16 protein-coding genes are annotated in these 21,949 nt (G+C 40.8%); 8 read left to right on the top strand and 8 right to left on the bottom strand.

What is annotated here, in order from left to right; all coding sequences use genetic code 11:
• Window positions 1-12: 12 nt before the first annotated feature.
• Window positions 13-861: a ferritin-like domain-containing protein gene (locus R2Q78_RS21140; protein ID WP_316794579.1), complete on the top strand. Its 849-nt coding sequence runs from the start codon at window positions 13-15 to the stop codon at window positions 859-861.
• Between the two features lie 68 nt (window positions 862-929).
• Here R2Q78_RS21140 and R2Q78_RS21135 read toward each other — a convergent pair whose 3' ends face one another.
• On the bottom strand, window positions 930-2,054 hold the full coding sequence (locus R2Q78_RS21135; RefSeq protein WP_316794578.1) for a CofH family radical SAM protein: 1,125 nt from the start codon (window positions 2,052-2,054) through the stop codon (window positions 930-932).
• Between the two features lie 113 nt (window positions 2,055-2,167).
• On the opposite strand from R2Q78_RS21135, the gene R2Q78_RS21130 reads away from it, so the two are divergent.
• Together R2Q78_RS21130 and R2Q78_RS21125 are read left to right on the top strand one after the other, a co-directional pair.
• A complete protein-coding gene (locus tag R2Q78_RS21130) occupies window positions 2,168-3,412 on the top strand; it encodes a pitrilysin family protein (protein ID WP_316794576.1) in 1,245 nt (414 codons plus the stop codon).
• The gene (locus tag R2Q78_RS21125) at window positions 3,405-4,679 is read left to right on the top strand and encodes a pitrilysin family protein (RefSeq protein WP_316794575.1); all 1,275 of its coding nucleotides are present in this window, start codon (window positions 3,405-3,407) and stop codon (window positions 4,677-4,679) included. The genes R2Q78_RS21130 and R2Q78_RS21125 overlap by 8 nt, the downstream gene beginning before the upstream one ends.
• Before the next feature lie 56 nt (window positions 4,680-4,735).
• Here R2Q78_RS21125 and R2Q78_RS21120 read toward each other — a convergent pair whose 3' ends face one another.
• Together R2Q78_RS21120 and R2Q78_RS21115 are read right to left on the bottom strand one after the other, a co-directional pair.
• Window positions 4,736-6,631, bottom strand: a complete 1,896-nt coding sequence (locus tag R2Q78_RS21120) for a DUF3857 domain-containing protein (protein WP_316794573.1) — start codon at window positions 6,629-6,631, stop codon at window positions 4,736-4,738.
• Between the two features lies 1 nt (window position 6,632).
• Complete coding sequence (locus tag R2Q78_RS21115; protein WP_316794571.1) at window positions 6,633-8,618, bottom strand: DUF3857 domain-containing protein; 1,986 nt, start codon at window positions 8,616-8,618, stop codon at window positions 6,633-6,635.
• Between the two features lie 119 nt (window positions 8,619-8,737).
• Between R2Q78_RS21115 and R2Q78_RS21110 the strand changes: the two genes are divergently transcribed.
• The gene (locus tag R2Q78_RS21110; RefSeq protein WP_316794570.1) at window positions 8,738-9,997 is read left to right on the top strand and encodes a hypothetical protein; all 1,260 of its coding nucleotides are present in this window, start codon (window positions 8,738-8,740) and stop codon (window positions 9,995-9,997) included.
• Window position 9,998: 1 nt separating this feature from the next.
• Here the strand turns inward: R2Q78_RS21110 and R2Q78_RS21105 are convergent, their stop codons facing one another.
• From R2Q78_RS21105 to R2Q78_RS21095, 3 genes are all read right to left on the bottom strand, one after another.
• Window positions 9,999-12,245 (bottom strand): S41 family peptidase, encoded by a 2,247-nt coding sequence (locus tag R2Q78_RS21105; RefSeq protein WP_316794568.1) that lies wholly within the window; start codon window positions 12,243-12,245, stop codon window positions 9,999-10,001.
• A gap of 163 nt (window positions 12,246-12,408) precedes the next feature.
• Window positions 12,409-13,041 (bottom strand): response regulator transcription factor, encoded by a 633-nt coding sequence (locus R2Q78_RS21100; RefSeq protein ID WP_316794566.1) that lies wholly within the window; start codon window positions 13,039-13,041, stop codon window positions 12,409-12,411.
• The gene (locus R2Q78_RS21095) at window positions 13,028-15,040 is read right to left on the bottom strand and encodes a sensor histidine kinase (protein WP_316794565.1); all 2,013 of its coding nucleotides are present in this window, start codon (window positions 15,038-15,040) and stop codon (window positions 13,028-13,030) included. The genes R2Q78_RS21100 and R2Q78_RS21095 overlap by 14 nt, the downstream gene beginning before the upstream one ends.
• A gap of 184 nt (window positions 15,041-15,224) precedes the next feature.
• Here R2Q78_RS21095 and R2Q78_RS21090 point away from each other — a divergent pair, with 184 nt between their 5' ends.
• The 3 genes from R2Q78_RS21090 (at window position 15,225) to guaB (ending at window position 17,900) form a co-directional block, all read left to right on the top strand.
• Window positions 15,225-15,671 (top strand): hypothetical protein, encoded by a 447-nt coding sequence (locus tag R2Q78_RS21090; RefSeq protein WP_316794564.1) that lies wholly within the window; start codon window positions 15,225-15,227, stop codon window positions 15,669-15,671.
• A gap of 21 nt (window positions 15,672-15,692) precedes the next feature.
• A complete protein-coding gene (locus R2Q78_RS21085) occupies window positions 15,693-16,160 on the top strand; it encodes a hypothetical protein (protein WP_316794563.1) in 468 nt (155 codons plus the stop codon).
• Between the two features lie 270 nt (window positions 16,161-16,430).
• Window positions 16,431-17,900, top strand: a complete 1,470-nt coding sequence (gene guaB / locus R2Q78_RS21080) for an IMP dehydrogenase (RefSeq protein ID WP_316794562.1) — start codon at window positions 16,431-16,433, stop codon at window positions 17,898-17,900.
• Between the two features lie 31 nt (window positions 17,901-17,931).
• Here guaB and R2Q78_RS21075 read toward each other — a convergent pair whose 3' ends face one another.
• Window positions 17,932-18,639 carry a hypothetical protein gene (locus R2Q78_RS21075; RefSeq protein WP_316794561.1) on the bottom strand — a complete coding sequence of 236 codons (708 nt, stop codon included), beginning with the start codon at window positions 18,637-18,639 and terminating at the stop codon, window positions 17,932-17,934.
• Between the two features lie 347 nt (window positions 18,640-18,986).
• Between R2Q78_RS21075 and R2Q78_RS21070 the strand changes: the two genes are divergently transcribed.
• Window positions 18,987-21,650: a gliding motility-associated C-terminal domain-containing protein gene (locus tag R2Q78_RS21070; protein WP_316794560.1), complete on the top strand. Its 2,664-nt coding sequence runs from the start codon at window positions 18,987-18,989 to the stop codon at window positions 21,648-21,650.
• 66 nt (window positions 21,651-21,716) lie between these two features.
• On the opposite strand, the gene R2Q78_RS21065 is transcribed toward R2Q78_RS21070, so the two are convergent.
• The coding region (locus tag R2Q78_RS21065) for a hypothetical protein (protein ID WP_316794558.1) at window positions 21,717-21,949 on the bottom strand (233 nt) is incomplete at its 5' end.

The raw sequence follows: 21,949 nt of genomic DNA, 5'->3' as shown, positions 1-21,949 counted from the left end.
ACTCTAGAAAACATGAATATTGTAAATATATTAGAAGAAATAGAAAAAGTTGACGGTGAGATCTATGAAAGATTAAACCCAAGAAGGGCTGCCATGAAGGACTTTTTCAACATGAGCAAAAAAATTACCCTGGCAGCCATGCCTTTGGCACTGGGATCATTGTTCCAGAAAGCATACGGACAGACTGCACCGGCAACGGTAAATGAAGTCCTGAACTTTGCTTTAACACTGGAGTATTTAGAATACCATTTTTACAATCACGCAGTGGTTGCTGCTCCTGGATTAATTCCTGCTGGTACTCCTGCAGTTGGTGCGATTACCACGATCCGTGATCATGAATTGGCTCACGTAAACTTGTTAAAGGGTGCGTTAGGAACGGCTGCAAGGGCTCCTCTTGCTTACACAGACTTCGATTTTACGGCGAAAGGAACTTTTGGGGATGTATATACCAATTATCAGACCTTCCTTGCGGTAGCTCAGGCATTCGAAGACACAGGAGTGAGGGCATATAAAGGTCAGGCAGGTGTACTTAAAGGAAATGCGGTGCTAACTACTGCACTTCAAATCCACTCAGTAGAAGCACGTCACGCGGCACATATCCGTTTCATGCGTCAGGGCGGCCTCAACGGTGGCGGCGCAGCCATCAAACCTTGGATTAGTCTTGGTGCAGGTGGCGTAGCAAACGACACGGGCATAAGTCAGGTGGATGCTGTATACGCAGGAGAAGACCTGGATATACAAACAGGAGTAACCATTACCGGAATTGCAACGGGCGTTACTAAAGCTAAAGCTGTGGAATCATTTGATGAACCATTAAATTCTACACAGGTACTTGCTATTGCAGGCCTATTTCTTAAATAATAAGCCTTAGGGAATAATGTTTGTTTAAGTTTAAGATGGGGAAGGGGACTAAAGTCCTCTTCCTTTTTTTAGTAGTTGATCACCTGTTCTTCTAAATGCTCGGGCATGTCACGATAATTATATTGTTGTCCGCGAAGTTGGGGTTCAAAACCGGCTTCCCTGATCGCATCCTGGATTCCTTTAGCTGTAAAACGATGTGGAGCACCGGCAGCGGAAACTACGTTTTCCTCTATCATAATAGAGCCAAAATCATTAGCACCGGCATGCAAACAAAGCTCCGCTACATTTTTACCTACCGTTAGCCATGACGCCTGAATATTGACCACATTAGGCAACATGATTCTGCTCAGGGCCAGCATCCGGATATATTCATCACCGGAAACATTATTGCTGATGCCTCTAAGGCGTTTCAATAGTGTACCATCATCCTGAAAAGGCCATGGAATGAAAGCCAGAAAACCTTTTGCATGTGCAGGCTTTTCACTTTGTACTTCCCTGATCCAAACCAGGTGTTCAAAACGTTCTTCTATGGTTTCCACGTGTCCGAACATCATTGTTGCTGATGTGGTTATGTCCAGCTGATGAGCTGCACGCATCACGTCCAGCCATTCCTGTCCGCCACATTTTCCTTTAGAGATCAACCGTCTTACACGGTCATTCAAAATCTCCGCACCCGCACCTGGCAAAGAATCCATTCCTGCAGCTTTCAGTGCTTTTAACACTTCAGTATGTGAAATGCCTTCCAGCTTTGCTACGTGCGCAATTTCCGGCGGACCAAGGGCATGCAGTTTTAAATCCGGATATAATTCTTTCAGTTGTTTAAAAAGAGCGGCATAAAATTGCAATCCTAAATCCGGGTGATGGCCGCCTTGTAAGAGCAACTGGTCACCGCCCAGTCTGAATGTTTCCTCAATCTTTACTTTATAGGTCTCAATGTCTGTAATATAGCTCTCATCATGCCCTGGTCTCCTAAAAAAATTACAGAACTTACAATTGGCAATACAAACATTGGTGGTATTTACATTACGGTCTATCTGCCAGGTCACCTTGCCGCTCGGCACTTGTTTCTTTCTCAGCTCATTGGCCACAAATGCCAGTTCGGCAGTAGCAGCGTTGTTGTATAAAAAAACACCTTCTTCCTTTGTCAGGAAGTCGAATTGTAAGGCCCTTTGTAATAAATCCGTAGTATTCATATTGCAAACTTAGGTAAAATTGAAAAGCAATTATTCACCTTCATGCAATAATTTTAAAGCGCATCATAAATGCTAACACAGTTTTGGCTAAGTTTGCCACAACATTTTAAATTATGGTAAATTTTAATCGTTTTACATTAGCTAACGGGCTTCGTGTATTGGTACATGAAGATGATACAACGCCAATGGCGGTGTTAAACATATTATATGATGTCGGCGCTCGCGACGAGGAAAAAGACAAGACAGGGTTTGCACACTTATTTGAGCACCTGATGTTTGGTGGATCTGTCAACATTCCAAGTTATGATGAACCCCTGCAAAGGGTAGGAGGTGAAAACAATGCTTTCACAAGTAATGATATTACAAACTATTACATTACACTCCCTGCTGTCAATTTAGAAACTGCTTTTTGGTTGGAAAGCGACCGTCTGCTGAGCCTTGCTTTTTCTGAAAAAAGTCTGGAAACACAAAGAAACGTGGTTTGTGAGGAGTTCAAACAACGCTACCTGAACCAGCCTTATGGTGACGTATGGCTTAAATTAAGGCCGCTTGCCTATCAAACACACCCTTACCAATGGGCAACGATCGGACAAGACCTTAAACAAATAGAGGATGCTAAAATGGAGGATGTAAAAGCATTTTTCAAAAAGCACTATAATCCTCAGAATGCAATTATGGTTGTTGGTGGTAATGTTAAAACATCAGAAGTTAAAGCGCTTGCTGAAAAGTGGTTTGCTCCAATACCTGCAGGTGATAAATACCACAGAAATTTACCTCATGAACCAAAGCAAACTGAGGCCAGAAGTGAAACAGTGAAAGCTGATGTTCCCCTTAATGCAATCTATATGGCATTTAAAATGCCTGCAAGAAAAGATTCGGAATACCAGACGTACGATCTGCTTTCTGATGTACTTTCTCAGGGGCAGTCATCCAGGTTGTACAATAGCCTGCTAAAAGAGCAACAACTGTTCAGCGACATTCATGCCTACATCACCAGTAGCATAGATGAAGGCTTATTTGTTGTAGAAGGTAAATTGGTACAGGGTGTTACTGTAGAAGCAGCTGAAGCTGCTATCTGGACAGAACTGAATAAAATAGCGACAGAAGAGGTTACTGATGAGGAGATCACTAAAGTGAAAAACAAGTCTGAATCCATTATGGTCTTCGCTGAAATGAGCTTACTTGATAAAGCCATGAACCTGGCTTACTATGAGTTGCTGGGCGATGCAGCGGATTTGAATACGGAAATCAATAAGTACCTTTCGGTTACCCCACAGCGAATTTTGCAGGCCGCAAAAACAACCTTTGTAAAAGAACAATGTTCCACACTTTATTATTTAACTGCCCAAGATGCTTAATCGTACACTAGCCCCCGAATCAAAACAGGTTGATGAAATTAAATTTATTGAGCCGCTAAAGCAAAAACTGGACAATGGTATCCCGGTATTTACCATCAATGCCGGACAACAGGAGTTGGTACGTATTGAGTTTATATTTGAAAACGTAAACTGGGATCCTTCCAAGCCTTTACAGGCAATAGCAGTGAGTCACCTGATCAACAATGGTACCGCACAGCTGACTGCAAAAGAAATCGCAGATAAGGTGGACTACTATGGCGCATTTTTGCAAACAGAATATGGTGCAGACCAGCTTGCGGTTAAGCTTTACACCTTAAATAAACACCTGGCATCAGTATTGCCCATAATGCGTTCAATTTTAAATGAAAGTATTTTTCCGGAACAGGAACTGGCCATTTTTATTCAAAATCAGAAGCAGTCTTTACAGGTAAACCTTCAGAAAAATGATTACCTGGCCCGCAGACAGTTCGCAAATGCCTTATTTGGCAATACTACTTACGGATCAAATATCGAAGCTGCTGATTACGATGCGCTAAAAAGGGCTGATCTTGTCGCTTATTTTAAAGCGGCATATAAACCTGAAAACTGTACCATTTTTGTTGCCGGTAAATTCGAACAAACCGGGTTTGATGCCTTAAATGGTGTTATGGGGCAGCAGTGGGACAATAATGCAGCTGCTGTGGTCAACAAATTCAGCTTCACAGAACATCCTGTAGGAGACATCTTCGTGGAACGTCCTGATGCCATTCAGTCGGCCATTCGTATGGGAGCCCTCGGTATCAGCAGAACGCATAAGGATTTCCCTGGATTCCAGGTTTTAAATTGTCTGCTTGGTGGATATTTCGGTTCAAGACTGATGGCCAATATTCGCGAGGATAAAGGGTATACTTATGGTATTGGGTCTGCTGTTGTTTCTTTAAAGGATGCAGGCTACTTCTTCATTGCTACTGAAGTAGGGGCCGATGTATGTTCCGATGCGTTAAATGAGATCGAAAAGGAGATCGGTATTCTAAAAACAGAACCAATTGAAGAAGAAGAGCTAAGTCTGGTACGCAATTACATGCTGGGTTCTATGCTTGGGAGTTTGGAGAATGCATTTTCTCATGCCGATAAGTTCAAAAACGTCTATTTTTCAGGCTTGGATTATAGCTACTATACAAACTATATTCATACCGTAAAAACCATTACATCGGCTGAACTGGCCGCACTTGCCAATCAATACCTCAATACTGAGAGATTTGCAAAAGTTGTTGTCGGGAAAAAATAGTTAAAGAGGCTGTCCGAACGCACCTTTTCGGATAGCCTCTTTAAAACAATCTTCTATTACTCTGCTTTAGCCAGAATACCTTTTTGTTTATCAGCCTGATATATTTTCTTATAAAAGGCTACAAAGTCATTGTATTTTTCAGGAGGATATTTCTTGTTGGTCATGGTCTTGGTCCGCGTATAAACGATCGTATTGTCTTTGTTCGCAAACTTTGCTGTATACTTCCCAAATTCAGATTCTATCACAATATCTTTAGGGATAAACTCCACTTTATATCCTTTAGGTAAAGTATAAATGATCTCATCTTCATCATTAAAACTATAATCAACTGCAAAATAGGTTTTACGATTTTCAATAGGGGTAACCACACCATCCTGCCTGTTCAGCAGGTTCAAAGTAAGAAACAGTTTGTCAGCTCCCTTGGTGAGCAGCTGCGATGATTTCAAACCGATCTTTTCATCTAATACCGCAGTATTTTTATCTGGTTGGGAATAGCTCAGGTTGCTGATTTCCATATTGGGGATACTCAAGGAGTTCATCAATGTTTTACGTTGCTCGGTAGGATCCTTAAGCAGCATTCCAAGATTGCTTTCAAACTGGGCGTAGGCATACTTTGAATCGATAGAGATATCTGCATTGCCATCTTCAGTCAGTGTTACTTTCGTGATACGTTTCTGATAGTTGTCTGCAGGCTTGTAAACTGGTGTTTGTGCAAGTCTGCCTCCTTCGTCCGTTACCAGCAATACGGTTCTGTCTGAATTGTCATAACCTATATATCCCGCCGGTACGTACTGACTTGTACATTCCAGCCAGGTGGTATCTTTTTGTAAAGGAACACAAAGGATCATGTGGTTGGCCTGGTTCATACTCGCAAAATCCTTATTCAGGGAAGGCATGTCATTACCGATCACCACCAGGTGTGATTTTATCCCGGCTTCTTCAAGAATCGCTTTCATATAGTTCGACAGGGCTTTACAGTCACCATAACTCACGCTTGCTACCTTTTCCGCAGCAATAGGTCTGTAACCTCCGATACCAAGCTGCACACTCACATATCTGGTATTTGACTGTAAGAATTTATAAAGCAATTTGATTTTTTCCTCAGGTGTTTTTGCGTCCTTAATGATGGCCTGTACTTTTGCCTTAGTGGCCTCCGGCAATACCTGAAGCCCCTTACTGAGGTCCTGCATAAAACTGCCCAGGTTTTTCCAGTTTTCAATATTGGCCTTTGCGTTGTCATATTCAAACTGATTAGGTGCTACAGTTACCCAAGGCAGCACATTCCTTAAACCTGTACTCATAGGCTCGTATTCCACTGCGCTGATATTCTTACAACTCCAGTTGTACTCAGTTTTACCTTTTGTTTTCAATGAATCCGTAGCCAGACCTTTACTTTTAAGGTATTTAAAGGTCATTGTTTCCGGAATAATGAAGGTATATTTTGACTGTTCAATGGACTGACCCCATGAACTTGTCGGATACCACATCGGATAAGAGCGTACACCATTGTAACTAACGCTGTAACTGAATTCTATGGTGTAAGGGTAAGTCGTATGTGTAAACTCAAGGTATTTTATGCGACTGTCTTCATAAATTGAGCCTTCAGAAACGGCACTCCTGTCTTTAAAATCAGATGATTTATAATCTTTGATTTTATTGCCATTGGCATCATACAGCGTAGCTTTTAAATTGCTGATGCTGGAAAATTTATCATAACCCTCCACCATATGTGAAGCATCTTCTCCATTTTTATTCAAAATAGTCATGGCAGTTTTATAGTCCAGACTCGCACTTCCCGGACTTTTCACCTCATAGGTCTGCTGCTCATTTCTAATTACAACAGAGGCATTCCTGGTCAAATCTGCGGGGATCTTACTGACGTCGTAGATGCCTTGAGCGTAAGCACCGTTAAATGCAGGTAAAGCCAGTACAAAAAGCAATAATCTCTTCATTTTAAATTTTCTTTAGTACGATTTGTTCAGCCTGTTTCCTCACTATGTTTTTAAACAGCTCTTTTAAGTCAAAATATTCCTCAGCCGTAAATACCGGTTTTTTAACAGTGATCTTGCTGTTGAGCATAATCCTGTTGTCTTCAGCCGCGAATATGAATGTAAATGCCGCCGTTTCATCCGGAAGAATTACTTTTTCGTTTTTAGGTATTTTATCCAGCTGATAATCTTTTGGCAATTCAATGGTCAAACGGAAAACTTCTTCTGATGGAAAACCAAAATCCACCGGGAATTTTCTTTCTTCAAGTTTAAAGGGGTTTTCCTTTGTTCTTTCAAATAAAAGCGGTGTAAAATAAGCCAGATTTCCTGCTTCTTCTATGTTGTCTTCTATTTCCACATCCATCGATTCAATCAATGGTTCTGTAGGGTTGTTCAGGTTTTCAATTTTATAGTTTTTGATCCCCAGTCCTGGCTTATTGGTTTTGTAATCCTTCAAAAAGTCTGTTTCATTGGTTGCAGACAAATACTGGTCTCTTCTGGCCAGGCCTTCATAATTAGAAGACGACATATACAGCTTTCCGCTTAGCTTTCTTTCGCTATCCATGGTCAGCACATAATTGATGTTCTTCTTACTCATCTTATTGTCATCCGTAGATACCCACTCAGCAGATTCGTTTTCCCAGTCGATTTTTAACCCCTGATGGTTTAGGTTATCATAACTGATCATGTCTACGCAATGATTTTTGTCTGTCGCATCGAGCATGACAATATTTTCACCAATCTTTGCACCCACAATTACATTGTTAAATGCGGTAAGCATTGGCAATCCGGGATGCGCCCCATTGTCCCTTGTACTGATCAGTATAAGAGAGGCAGCTATGTCCGCTTCTTTCAATAAGGAGTAAAGGCATAAATTGATGTCTGCCGAGTTGCCTGCTTTCTTTTCAAAAATAGTTTTAGGATTGGTTTCAGACGTGTACAGCTCTGTTTCTTTATTCCACTTAATGTTATTTTTTACATAATTGAAAATAGATACCAGCATGCTGTCTTTATTACTCGGGTCACCTTTTATCTGTTCTTTTAAAAGGCTTTTGATAAAACTTTTCTTATCTACAAACTGTCCGAAGTTCTCTTCAGTTTTTAATCCTGCCACAAGCTTAGGCCAGGTAGTTGTAAATTCCTTATAAGCTTCACCGGGAACAGTGATAGAGGCCAGTTCAAAGTTTACCCTGCTAACATAGTCTTGCATGGTGGTAATGAAACTTTCCTTTTTTAAACCAGGGGCATTTTCAACTACAAAATTATATTTTCTGCAATTGAGCGTAGCGCCGTTGAAATTCTGGTTAACATTTTCTTGTGTGGGGTTTAAGAACAGAAAGCCGTTTGCATTCTGACGGTACCTGTAATATTCAGGAATAGTGACATCAAATTCGGAATACAATGTTGGGATATCCTTCTGGAAATACCAGGTACGAAGTGTAAAAATGAAATCAGATACAATTCTGTATTTGTATTCAATGATAGATCCTTCCTTTACATTAGGCAATGCAAATTTTTTCAGGGTAACGTTCTTATCCTGTTTTTCGGTAAACTTCGCATCCTTATTGATTTTGCTGGTTACGATTTTCCCGTTTTCAAGATTGTAGGTAGCCGCGTCTAACTGATCCAGTGAAGTCCCGTTTCCCTGACTTTTGTAAAACTGGAGTTCCAGGTTTCCATAATCATATCCATTTTTGTTGATGATCTTATAACGGGTATGCCGGTCAAGAACATATACAAGACCCTTGGAAGTGAGGTCAAAATAACCTTTTCCCACATCAAACAAAACCACTGCCGACGCAGCAGAATCTACACCGCTAACTTTGGTTTCAAATTCGGTGAGGTCAACTTTTCCGTACTTAAATGTTTTGTGGTTTACTTTTACTTGCTGGGCATAGCAAGTACACGCCAGTAAAAACAGGCTTAAAAAGAGCGAATTTATTTTAATCATTGAGGCTGTAATTTAGATATTGCAATAATAGCATATATCCTGAAAAGAAAAAAGATTAAAATCCTCATCATTTTATATATTGCAATATCGGTAATTGTCTAACAGACCAATAAGTAATTATGAGAGCATGGACCCCAGTTCAAAGGCTATCCTTTAGATTTGTCTTCATCCTGTTTATTCTGTTCATCCTATTTGTGAATAACGGAGCCTATCCACTGTTTTATTTCGTGATGCAGTTCGTTACAGAACTGATGCATCAGTTTATTCCATGGGTAGGAAAGCATATCCTCAAACTGCCTTACGAAATCACCGAATTTACGGGAGGGAGCGGAGATACTACCTATGATTATGTGGTATTGTTGTTCATAACCACTGTTGCCGCTACCGGCACCTTAATCTGGACTGTAGTTGATAGAAAAAACCTGAATTATCCGAGACTATATTACTGGCTTACTGTTGCCGTGCGGTTTTACGTAGGTATCATGCTGTTCAACTACGGTATGGTCAAAGTAATTAAGCTGCAGTTTCCTTCTCCGGGAATCTCCCGTTTACTGACGCCCTATGGTGAGTCATCTCCAATGGGCCTTGCCTGGACCTTCATGGGCTTTTCAAAAGGGTATAACCTCTTTATGGGATTTGCAGAAGTAATGGCTTTGTTGCTGCTCTTCAGGCGGACTGTAACCCTTGGCGCATTGATCTGCTTTGCAGTTACGGCCAATGTGATGGCGATCAATTATTTCTTTGATGTACCGGTTAAGATCGTGTCAACAGCCTTGTTCCTGATGAGTGCCTTTCTTCTGGCACCCAATGCCATAAAATTCTACAGGTTGCTAATCAAAGGCGAAGCCGTAGCACTGCGTAAGTTTAATGCCCCTGAAATTCAAAAGCGCTGGCTGCGGATCACCAAGTACAGTGTCAAATACGTCATCCTCTTTCTCGCTGTAATTATGCCAATCTTTGGGCTGCTCCAATCGCGAAAAATGTATGGAGATGCAGCACCAAAATCACCACTCTACGGAGCTTACGATGTTAAGAAGTTTATCAGGAACAGCAAAGTTATGGTTATGGGCGATGATGATGCATTTCAGTGGAAGCAGCTGAGGATGGGAGCGGTCGATAAATCATCTATTGTGTTTATGAACGATTCCGTGGAATTTCATACCATCAAAACCGACACAAAATCTAAAAGAATCGACATTAACTTCAATGAAGATCCGAACGTAACCCATATCCTGAAATATACAAGCCCAAATCCAGACAGTCTGGTGCTGGCGGGCAAGATCTATAAAGATTCTGTAAGGATAGAGCTTAAAAAGAAGCACTTTATCCTTACAGAAAGAGGTTTTCACTGGATCAATGAAAAGCCTTACAACAGGTAGGTTATTTTAGCAGCTCCAAAGCTTTTTCCAGGTATTCATCCCTGCCTTCAGTCACACCCTTGATGGTTTGGTTTACCAGGACGTCTGGTTGTATCCCGAGGCCATGCAATTGTCCGCCATCCTGAAGCTTCACCTTCATGCCGGTAAAGCTGAGGTTGTAACCTCCAGGCAGGTTAAAAGGATTGATGTTCCCATTTGCGCCTGCAGTCGGTTGTCCTACTATGGTCGCCAGTTTATAACCCTTAATGAAACCCATATAACTTTCCGCATAGCTAATCGAACCACCGCCTGTGAGGAAAATTACCTTGGCAGTGATGTGCGGCGTCTTAACAGGCATGTTCCAGCCCATACCTTCATAGCTTACTTTTTCATAATCAGGATGGGTAATGCGTGGTACAAACATCCATTTATTCGAATCCTGTACTGTCAGCAGGTGGGAGATGAGTTCGTGGTTCCCTTTAGGATAGCCCCTCAGGTCGCAGACCAGACCTTTGGCCTTTGCCAGTTCAGGCATCATTGCTGTGATGTCCTTCATTTCGGTATTTCCAATGTTTACGTAATAGATCCCGTCCTTTAGTTTTTTGATCGTAGTGGTATCCCGCGAATCTCTGTAGCCTTTTCTGACCAGGCGAACCGCTTTTTCAGTTTCTCCGGCACGCTTGATTTTGAGCAGCATTTCCGTATCCTTATTGCCGTTAAAAAATACAGACTGGGCGATAGAAGTTTTATACTGTTCAGAACCCGAGACTTCTTTCTTAAGGTCTGTCAGGCGTTTCATTGCTGGCACACCATCAATAGAAATCACCTCGTCGCCGGCTTTGAACGGCAGTTGCTCCGCAGGATTTTTCACCTCATCTACCTTACTGATGACGATCTTGCCTTCCGCAAGAACCACACCTGCAGGAATGGAGAAGTAATCCTGGCTTCCGTAATTTAAACGTACATGTCCGTCTTTCAGCTTTTCTGTCATCACACGCAATACGCTCGCAAACCGTTCTTTATCATTGGCTTCATATGCCGCACGCAAGTTTGCAGGCAGTTCTTTGTCCCATTCCAGCTTAGCTTCTTCTTTATATGGGAAAAAATGCTGGAATGCATTCCAGGCTACCGTTACCGCTGCAAGCCTCACATAAAGGTCGTTCGCTGTCATCGGCAGTTTTATCGCTTGATCTATCTTATCTTTCAACTGCTTCAGCTGGAGAGCGTTTGCAGCAGGGTAGGTGGTGCTGTCAGTCCCCATCAGTACCAGCGGTACTATACAGGAAAGGCCATTGCCAATGTTTTTGATGAAATACTCACCGAACGCCGGTTTGTCATCAAAGATGGTGGTCAGCATTTTACTTTCCGAAATGTCTGCGATCAGCAGAGCCTTTTGTCCTTCCACTTTGGTATCTTTCACCTGTGTATAGCTATATCCTGCCGACCCGGTATTCCAACCTGCAGTGTCTTCTGCTTCAAAGGAATGATTGCCGACAGGTATCGCTGTCCACTTTCCGCCCGTTTCCACCTCAAGGGTAAAGTTATCTATCCATAGTTTTCCGTCGCCAACGAGGAATGCCCCGAAGACCATCTCTTTTGCCTCCTGATCTACCGTTCCGCTGATTTCATAAGCTTTCCAATCCTTAAGTTTAACTGGTCTGCTGTCCATATTATCAAAGAAACCCCTTTTATCTCCTTCACAATCTATCCTCATCCACATCTGACCCTGCCCCGAGGTGACCTCTGTTTTCATCCATCCCCTGAGCCTGAATTTCTTCCCCCGATATGCGGTAGCATCCACCGAAGAGGTCGCCACTGCAAACCTCGCCCGTTTAGGATCTCTTATTTTGATCGGTCTGTTGGTACGGATACTCTTATAAAGACCATCCTGATTGCCCATGCCGTAGTGTTGCCAGGTGATTTCTTTCATGTCCTGCTTATTTGGCGGAGTAATGCTTTTTACGTCAAAACCCTTTGCAGCAGCAGTACCTACGATACGCACCGAAGGTGCTATCGGATTAAACAAGGCATTCAGTTTTTGATTGAGTACCTGTGGATTTGCCGCATTCTCTACTTCTTTACTGCCATAGTAGAGGAAGTTGTCCCAATTGACAGCAGCAGCTTCTTCCGAAGGATGAAAATACCTTACATAACCATATAATTTGGCAAAGCTTTCTAAGTTGGAAATTTGTTTGTCTTTGCTGATTTGCTGGGCCTGTAGCTGGACGGTGGCAGCTAACAGCAATAGGAGCGATAAGCGTTTTTTCATCTGTATATAATTTATGTTTTTGACTTTAAAAGAATATCCTAAAACTAGGGATTATACAATTGAATCAAAAGACATTAACATTCTTTAACAGCTTGACACCGATAGTTAATCTTACTGTAATCTTTAATAATCGGCACCGTAAAAGCCAGAAATCTGATTTAAACTAAAGTAAGCCCTGTTGGTTAGCAATGCTGATCAGTTCAGCTACGTTTTTTGCTTTTAGCTTTTGCAGTATATTTTTCCGGTGATTTTCCACTGTAAACTTGCTCAGGAAAAGCAATTCGGCGATATGAGGCGTAGTCGTGCCTTCGGCAATTAACTTCAGAATTTCGGTCTCTCTTTTTGTGAGTTTTGTCAGTCTGTTTTCTTTTAATTGCGCCTGTATAAGAATATCATTAATGGCCCTGCTAAATGTGATCCTGCCATTCAGCGCTTCATCAATGCAAAGCATCAGCTCGTCTATTGGAGCATCTTTTAGCACATATCCGCTTGCGCCATTTTCCAGCATTTTCATAATACCGCTCCGTTCCTGATGGTTACTAAAGGCCAGCACAATAGTTGACGGTGATATATTTTTTATTTCTTTACATAAATCCATACCATCTATACCCGGTAATACAATGTCCAAAAGCACAATTTTTACAGGATTGGTTTTTAAAAAAGGAATAAAATCCTCACCATTGGTAAAACTCCCAATGAGGTCAAATTTTTCTTTCTTCATTAAAAGTTTGGTCAGTCCCTCAATGACAATCGGATGGTCATCTACAATGGCAAGGCTGGGTTTAGGTAGTAACATGCAGTTCTATATTTATGGATGTACCTTGTTCGTTCTCTTTTGATAAAATTTCTATTGTTCCGTTTAAATGTTCAACCCGGCTTTTGATGTTTTTAAGTCCGATGCCCTGATTTTTTACCGGGGCATCAACGTTAAAGCCTTTGCCGTCATCGTCTATGGTAATGAAAAATACGTGCTCACTTTGTGTGCATTGCAAAAGTATATTTTTAGCATCGGCATGTTTAACCGCATTAGCTAATGCTTCCTGTACAATCCGATAAATGGTAATCTGTTCCTGAACGGGCAATTCGGTCTTTATGTCCAGCCACTGGAACACCACATCCAGGTTTTGCGTGCTCAACGTGTCGCATAAATCACGCAGTGCCGCCTCCAGGCCCAGTTTTAAAAGCATTCCGGGTATCATATTATGGGCTATACGCCGAAGTTCTGTTATGGCGTTTTCCAGCTGAATCACCACATTACCAAGTTCCGCATCAGTATTGTTGTTCTTTTCCTGGGTATAATGAAGTAAATTGACTTTAGCGGTGGATAGCATTCCGCCCAGACCATCGTGCAAGTCGCGGGCCACGCGGTTTTGTTCATCCTCCTTGGTGTTCAGCATCACTTGCACCATATCTATCTCTCTTTGTCTTTCAATATCTGTTATTTGTTGTTGATGGTTTAGTTCTTTTTGTGCGGACAGCTTTTTACTATTTCGGTAAAATAGCCAGCCCAAAGTAGCAATTGCCAATAAAAACAAACTAATCAAGCCCAGTAGCCAGTTTAACAGGTGGTTTTGTTTGATTTTATTATTGGCATTTTGGTTTTCGGCATGCAGGGATAGAATTTTCTTTTCCTTCTCTGCAGTTTTGTATTTTATTTCCAGGTTGCTGACATCCGTTTTTAATTTGCTTTCATTTAAACTGTCTCCCAGGGTTTTGCTTTTTTTTAACCAATCATAGGCCTTGGTCATATTGCCGGTTGTATGGTAAAGGCTGGCCAATGCATTAAATGTTTTTAACCGGTTTTGAGTTAAAGAGCTCGTCTCTTTTTGCGTCACTAAATCCGTTAAAATTTTTTCAGCTTCAGGATAGCGTTTTTGTTCCAGGAGAATGGTGTGCTTATCGAAGGCAATTTCCTGCAGGGAATAATTGTCATTCAGTTCTTTCGCCAGTTTAATTGCCTCATCGGCATGTTGTAACGCTTTTTGATGCTGTTTGGTAGTTACAAAATAGGTTGTAGCACATTTATAGTAGTCAAGCAGAAATATTTCTATGCGATACTGGGAGGCAATATTTTTTGATTTGTCCAGCACCGTTTTGGCTAAATCCAGATACTTTTTGGCTAGCTTGTAGTTTTCCAGACCAAAATAGTTGTCGGATGTAGTCAGGTAAGCATTCACCAGCAAAAAATACTGACTTCGGGGGGCATTTTGAAAGAGCTCAATGCCTTGGTTCAGATAGGGGATTGCTTTCTTATACTGCTTTAAATTCATGAAAATCGTGGCTATTGAAATATATTCAGTGCCTAGCCATATTTTGTCGCCCGCCATTTTCGACAATGGCAGCACATGATTAATCAGTGCATCTAAGGCGCCTCTGTGGTCATCCTGATGTTGTTGCACCAAAGCATAATTATGCCAGGCCCCGGCTCGTTCCTGGTAGGCTTGTTTGGTCTTGAAAACAGAAAGTCCCTTGTCGGCCTTTAAAAAATTGAGCTCACTTTTGGCATCGTCTATCCCTAGATAATAATTTCCTAAATAAGAATAGTAAAACGCTTTCATGAAAGGGTATTTATCGCCCAGAATCTTCCCCTTTTCCAGATAAGCTCTTGCTTTGGTTGTATCCTGCTCTCTCCAATAATCAGATAGCAGGAAGTAATTACGGGCCTTTATACTGTCGGACTTGGTTGTCTTGATCAGTTTATTTAGACTGTCGAGGTACCTGTCAGGGGCAGAAGATTGCGCATCGCTCTTGATAGCAATCAGAAGAAGAACTAGGCTGAAACAATAGGTTTTCATGGGTTGGTAGGATGTAGTAGTGATTTTTTATCTCCTGATAAGGTTAAGCATAATCTGCATTTTATGGAAATAAAATGTGAAATATAGCTGTAAACAGCTATATAAGAATGACTGCTTGTAGTTATTGTACTGCCTGTTTTGGGGAGGTAACTTTGAATACCTTAAAACTCAAACCATGAAAAACATGAAAAAATCATTAACCGTATGTTTCGCTTTATTGGTGTTTGGCGCAACAACAGCAAGTGCACAAGGCATTTTAGATAAAATAGATAAAGTTTTAAATAAGGCGGACCAGGCTGCTGGTTCTGCTGATAAAGCTTCGAAAACGGGATTAAAAGCTGCGGGGTTATTTGGGAAGAAAAGTGCAGCAGCAGAAACAAATACGATTATAAAATTCAGCGGTGTGGATTTTTCTATGCTTAAAAGCATTAACGAAAAGGTTCAAACTGCCAAAGGTGTAGCCAGCACAAAAATGAAATTCAATGCGTCGTCTTCAACTATTCAGGTGCAGCATGCTGGCACTAGTGAAGAGTTGTTAACTGCACTGCAAAAAGTATCGGCGACTACGTTTGCTGAGAAGAATCTGGAAGGACTGGACGATGGAGAGATATTGATAAAGATAAATAAGTAAAACAAATAATAAATACAACCTATGAAAATCAACAAAAATGTAATGATGCTTGCCTGCGGACTGACCGCTTTAACAGTTTTATTCTCTTGCAAAAAGAAAGATGATGACAGTCCGTCAAGTGGCAAGAAAGCAAAAATCACTTTAACCCTTTCAAGTGATTTTAAAAAAGCGGAAGGTGATTATTTTGATGTAACCGTTGCCGGATCAAAAACCAATGGATCAACTGTAGACTGGAATGTTGATGGAGTTTTAGTGAGAGGTGCATCGTTAACCCTGGGTACCGATAATTTTAACGGCGGAAAGACCATAGTTATAGAATCTGCCGATAGTTTCTACGCTGGTGTTTTAAATATTGGTGGCTTTGAATTTGGTGCCACGCCTTTTACGGTTACCTACAAAGTTGAGGTTAACGGAAAAGTAGTTAATGAAGGATCTGAAAGAATAGTAAAAGACAGAGAGCCGGTTTTCTCAAAATCTACTCAATTGTAAGTAAACATTCAAGTTACATAAAGGCTGTCCGAAAAGGTACGTTCGTCATCCTGAAATAAATTCAGAATGACGGCAAGAATAAATTGACCTTTTCGGACATTCCCTTTTTTATATCCCACGTCGTCCTGACGTCAAAGAAGCTGCGAAGCAAATTATTTAATTTGATTGTAATCTTTTGCCCTTACAGGTCTATTTCCAGATAACTATTGCGTGTTACGAATAATAATCGTATTTTTGCCCGGCAAATAGTAACTCGTAAACTTATTTGCTATGCAACTCGATCCCAATAAATTTATCGCTGAAGGACTAACATACGACGACGTATTATTAGTACCTGCTTATTCTGAAGTTCTGCCACGTGACGTGGATACCGGAAGTTTCCTTACCAAAAAAATACGTATTAATGTTCCTATAGTTTCTGCTGCTATGGATACTGTAACTGAAGCCGGACTAGCCATTGCTATTGCCCAGGCAGGAGGTATCGGTATGCTGCACAAGAACATGAGCATCGAGCGTCAGGCGGAGGAAGTAAGAAAGGTAAAACGCTCAGAAAGCGGAATGATCCAGGATCCTGTAACCCTTCGTGAAGATGCTAAAGTAGCCGATGCCTTTCAGATCATGAAAGAATTTAAAATCGGCGGTATTCCTGTTATTGATGCCGACAACAAGCTTGTAGGAATCATCACCAACAGGGATCTTCGTTTCCAGAAAGACATGCAGCGCAAAGTTTCTGAAGTAATGACCAGGGAAAACCTGATCACTGCAGCTGAAGGAACTACATTAATGCAGGCTGAAGAAATTCTGCAGGACTATAAAATTGAAAAACTTCCTGTGATAGATAAAGACGGCCGTTTGGCTGGTCTGATTACTTTCAAAGACATACAGAAATATAAAAACTACCCTAAAGCTTGTAAAGATGAGCAAGGCAGACTTCGCGTAGGTGCTGCTGTAGGTGTAGCTGCTGATAACATTGACCGTGTAGCGGCATTGGTAAAAGCAGGAGTAGATGTGGTAACGGTTGATACTGCCCACGGACATTCAAAAGGAGTGATTGACATGGTGATCGCCATCAAAGAACGCTGGCCTGAACTACAGGTAATAGCCGGTAACATTGCTACTGCAGATGCTGCAAGAGCTTTGGCAGCAGCAGGAGCTGATGCGGTTAAAGTAGGTATTGGTCCGGGTTCTATCTGTACTACAAGGATCATTGCAGGGGTAGGAGTACCTCAATTGTACGCTGTATTTGAATGTGCACAGGCATTAATCGGAACAGGTATTCCGGTGATCGCTGATGGTGGTATCAAACAAACGGGAGATATTGTAAAAGCAATCGCTGCGGGAGCAAGTGCAATCATGGCAGGTTCATTGTTTGCAGGAGTAGAAGAGTCACCAGGTGAAACCATCATTTACGAAGGACGTAAGTTCAAATCGTACCGTGGTATGGGTTCTGTTGAGGCAATGGCTCAGGGTTCTAAAGACCGTTATTTCCAGGATGAAACTGATGTGGTAACCAAACTTGTACCGGAAGGTATTGTTGGCCGTGTTCCTTATAAAGGTACATTGGCAGAGGTGATTTATCAGTACGTAGGCGGTTTGAGAGCAGGTATGCACTATTGCGGTGCTGCTACTATAGATCAGCTTCAGAAAGCGAAGTTCGTAAGGATTACCGCTGCTGGTATGAGAGAAAGTCATCCGCATGATATTTCAATCACTAAAGAAGCACCAAATTATTCAAGATAAGAAAAAGGCTCCCGATAATCGGGAGCCTTTTTTACAAATACTCGTCAGGCCCGATCTCCCAGGTCCAGGGTTTCTTAAAACTAGTAAACGTCCTTAATGCCTTTACTGATAAAGGCTGTTCTATCTTTTCGTTATTAGCGTTCTTATTTTCAATAGTTCCGCTGATCACCACTCGTTTTTTATTGACAAAATCATACTGCTTATCGTTCATTTCTCCCGAACTATTGTGGTAAGCAAAATTATTGGCTTTGGTAAGCTGCCAATCGTTGTTCTGGTGCCTGAAAGTATAGCTCAATTTCCATCTCCAGTTGCCACCGCCTTCAAATGAAAGCGTAAGCTTATTGTCTGCGATCTTCAAAGGCCTTAAAGGATCGCCCATAGCGCCGCCTTCTTCAGATCTTAAAATGAAGTTGTTGTTTTGAGTAGACAGGCGATAGTTTCTGCCGGATTTAAAGTAAATAGCCAGTATTCTCGGTTTCTGTATCTCGGTAATCAGCTCTGTAGTATTGTCGCCATAAGCCCGGTTTTCTTTTACAGCTGCATAAAACTCATAAATCACTGCAAGGTCTTCAATCTTGTCGTTATTTAAATCACCGTACACAGAATCTACCGCCTTCCATTGAGTGGGTGCCAGAGATTTGATGGTTTTCCCCTGAGGATTGAGTACAGGGTATTTGAAAGTCTGGGCCTTTATGGCGGTAGCGCAAAATAATAAAAACAGGAATAGTTTAAATCTCATATCGATATAAGAACGAGAATCATGCCGAATTAGTGTTCGATTATAGTTAATACGGGGGTGATAAGAGGTTAATATAGGAATCTACCTCATGCTTACCTTTCTCGTATCTTGATATTAGCTCCTTCGCAAAACGGTACTTGTTGGCGAAGGAGGTACGCATCAGGTGATAATGAGGTAATACCCAACTACGACGGAGATCCCATACAACCGCCATGACGAGTCAAAATTATTTGCCTTACGACGCAATTCTTTGACTATTTTACGTTTTGATAATGATCTCTAATTCTCAAAAATAAATTCAATAAATCTATATTTGTACAGTTCCAGTACTTTAGTAAAAACTTTATATGAATGCAAAGTCGCTCTCTTTAATTCTTTTTATATCAATTTTATTTATCTTAAACTGTCACGGACAGTTGAGCCTGCAGCTTGATCAGAATAATTACCTAAACAATCTTTATATAAAAAAAGTGATGGTTACTCATGATGATCAGACCGTATGGGCCCTTACCGGAGATGGAAAAGTGTATTACAAAAAAGCTCAGGAGATTGATTTTACCGCCTACTTAATTATCAGTGATATTATAGTTACAGACTTTGCAGGATATAACTTTAATGATATGTATTTTACTCATGAAGCTAAAGGGTTAATGCAGATTAAAAATGGCGTAAAGAAAGAATTGATATTAAGCGATCCTGCAATAACACAAATCAGGAATATTGCAGTTGTTCTTAATGACACAAAATCAGATGCCGCTATCAAAGGAGATCCTCTATATGAAGACTTTCTGGCTATTGCGACTGATCAATACCTTTATCACGTTTTTCGTGGAACAACTAACATGGTAAAATATGATATCTACAGACAACCAAGCTATGATATAAAGGATTTTACGATAACCCGTACAAGTATACGAGGGGTAGAATTTCAGGGCAAGTTTTCTACTTCAGGAAGATGCGAATGGAAATCTGATTATTCAGTTATCAAGACTCTGGGTCATACAACCTTTGTCTCAGTAATTCCAGATAGAGAAGGATATTCAAGAATTACAGCCTCACTCTTTGATTTTCAATCTAAAATTTATACATCAGATGAAGCCTATGATTTCTGGGGTACCAGCGAAGGGTTATACGTCAAGAAATATGGACGTTGCGGAACTGCTAGTCAGCTTAGACAAGTCATTTCCGGAAAGCAGATAACTGACATCATCGAGGTCGTAAAATTGCCAGGTCTATTGGAACAAAGTTTCATTATCGCTGCATCAACTGAGGGCCTTTATTATACACCATTATCGGTTTATGATGAATTTATGCAGGTAGCACGACCAGATTTGGTGAATTTTATTCCCTTCCCGGATTTGAATGGCTTGAAAATCAATAATATTGCGACTGAATATACTAATTTTGCTTACGAAAGCCCAAGGATGCTCAGTATGTGTGAAAAGGTAGTTTGGGCTGCCACACCTTTAGGATTAAAAAAGGTATATCTTGAATTTGATGGGACAAACTATCAAAACAAGGTGGTTCCTGGCTTTATTTATTTAGGAATTCCTGTAGAACAGACGGAGGAAAAAGTAGTTTTTGAACTCTGTGGAAGTAACAATCTGAAGATTATTTCGAGCGTTCCAAGTAATTTTTTGGGACCTGTCCTGATTGAATGGTATAAAGATGGACTAAAAGTTAATGGATTAACGGGGATTCGTGAAGGTGTATTTAATGAAGAAGGAACTTATAGGGCAGAAATGACTGCGCTCTGTGAAGGTGTAAAGCTGCGCTCGAAAGATTATGTGATAAGAAATAAGGCAGCTCCTGAGATCACTTTTAATTATCCGACCGAGATCAGTGTATGTGAAACCGAAGGGATACAGTTAAATACTGTATTAAAGAACGGATATGCTTACCGCTGGTTTAAAAATGATTTGCAAATTCCCAACGCAATAGGTAATAGTTACTTTGCAACTGGTGACGGTAAGTACAGGGTAGAAGTTAGTAACTGTGATCAAAACTACGTCACGTCATCTTCAGTTACATTAAAGATAACTGCTTTGCAAAAACCGGTGATTGGCCATAATCAGCCCAATTATTGTGAGGGACAGTCATTGGAATTAACAGTAAACAATCCCATGAATTATCAGGTGAAATGGTATTTTAATGGACAGGAAATTTCTGAATTTGAAGGACAGTTGAGCATTAAGCCTAAATTAAATGGTAATTATCGCGCTACTTTCAATAACGGGATTTGTGCCAAAGAATCAGATCCTTATGCTTTTATATTGGTCATCTCAGAGAAGCCGCTGGTAAGCATTAGCAAAAGCACAACGAAGCTACTATGCTTTGGAGAAACTGTCACCCTTACTGCTGAGACTAATGCTAATTCATACAAATGGAATACTGGAGCTGTGACGAAAAGTATTATGGTGACTGCCCCCGGAAATTATAGCGTGGAGGTTAGAAATAACTCAGGATGTAGTAATATAAGTGATCCCGTGACTGTTGAAGTGAATAACGAAATTATCCTTAGCGTTCCCAGTGAAACTAAATTGTGTACGACCGCTGGACAGGAGCTCATTCTGCAGGCTGATCCCGGTTATTCCAGCTACACCTGGAATGGCGTTAAAGGGACCAGTAATTTACTTAAGGTCAATGCGCCGGGAAATTATCAGGTCTTGATTGAAGATGAAAAGGGCTGTACAGCGACGGGCATATTTAAAGTGATTAAATGGTGCAAAGAAGATGAAATAAGTCGTGCACTTGTAATGACAAATGCATTTAGTCCTAATGGTGATGGAATAAATGATTTTTGGTATGTTAAGGGTTTGGAAAATGACCCTTCTGCAAGTGTATTGATATTTAATCGTTTAGGTCAGATTGTTTTTGAAGGGAAAGGTGATAATTGGTTCTGGGACGGTAAGTTCAGAGGAAAAGATGTATCGGAGGGAACTTATTATTATAGAATTAAAAGTAAGGCACATACTAACTATTTGAAAGGTAGTGTTACGGTTATCAGATAGCTAATACATAGAAAAGGCCGGAATCCTCCAGCCTTTTCTATGTATTAGCTATTGTTATATATGGGGTTATTCAATGATTTTACCGTCTTTGTCGATTTTCAAAGAACCGGTTTCTTGTTCTTTCTTCACATTGATCAGATAATACGAAGTTTTGTCTGCATTAGTTACTAAAAACGCTGCAGTTGGAATCCATGCTTTTACAGGGTCAGATTGTAGGGTCTTAGTAACCGCCTCTGGAAGGTCTTTCAACTCAACCGGAGCTTTTGTAGTACTATCTTGTTGTACAGCAACGACAACTA

This window comes from Pedobacter frigoris, assembly GCF_032678645.1.
GTDB classification, from domain to species: Bacteria; Bacteroidota; Bacteroidia; order Sphingobacteriales; family Sphingobacteriaceae; genus Pedobacter; species Pedobacter frigoris_A.
The sequence above is the reverse complement of the archived record's forward strand: the minus strand, read 5'-3'. Positions and strand labels throughout refer to the sequence as shown.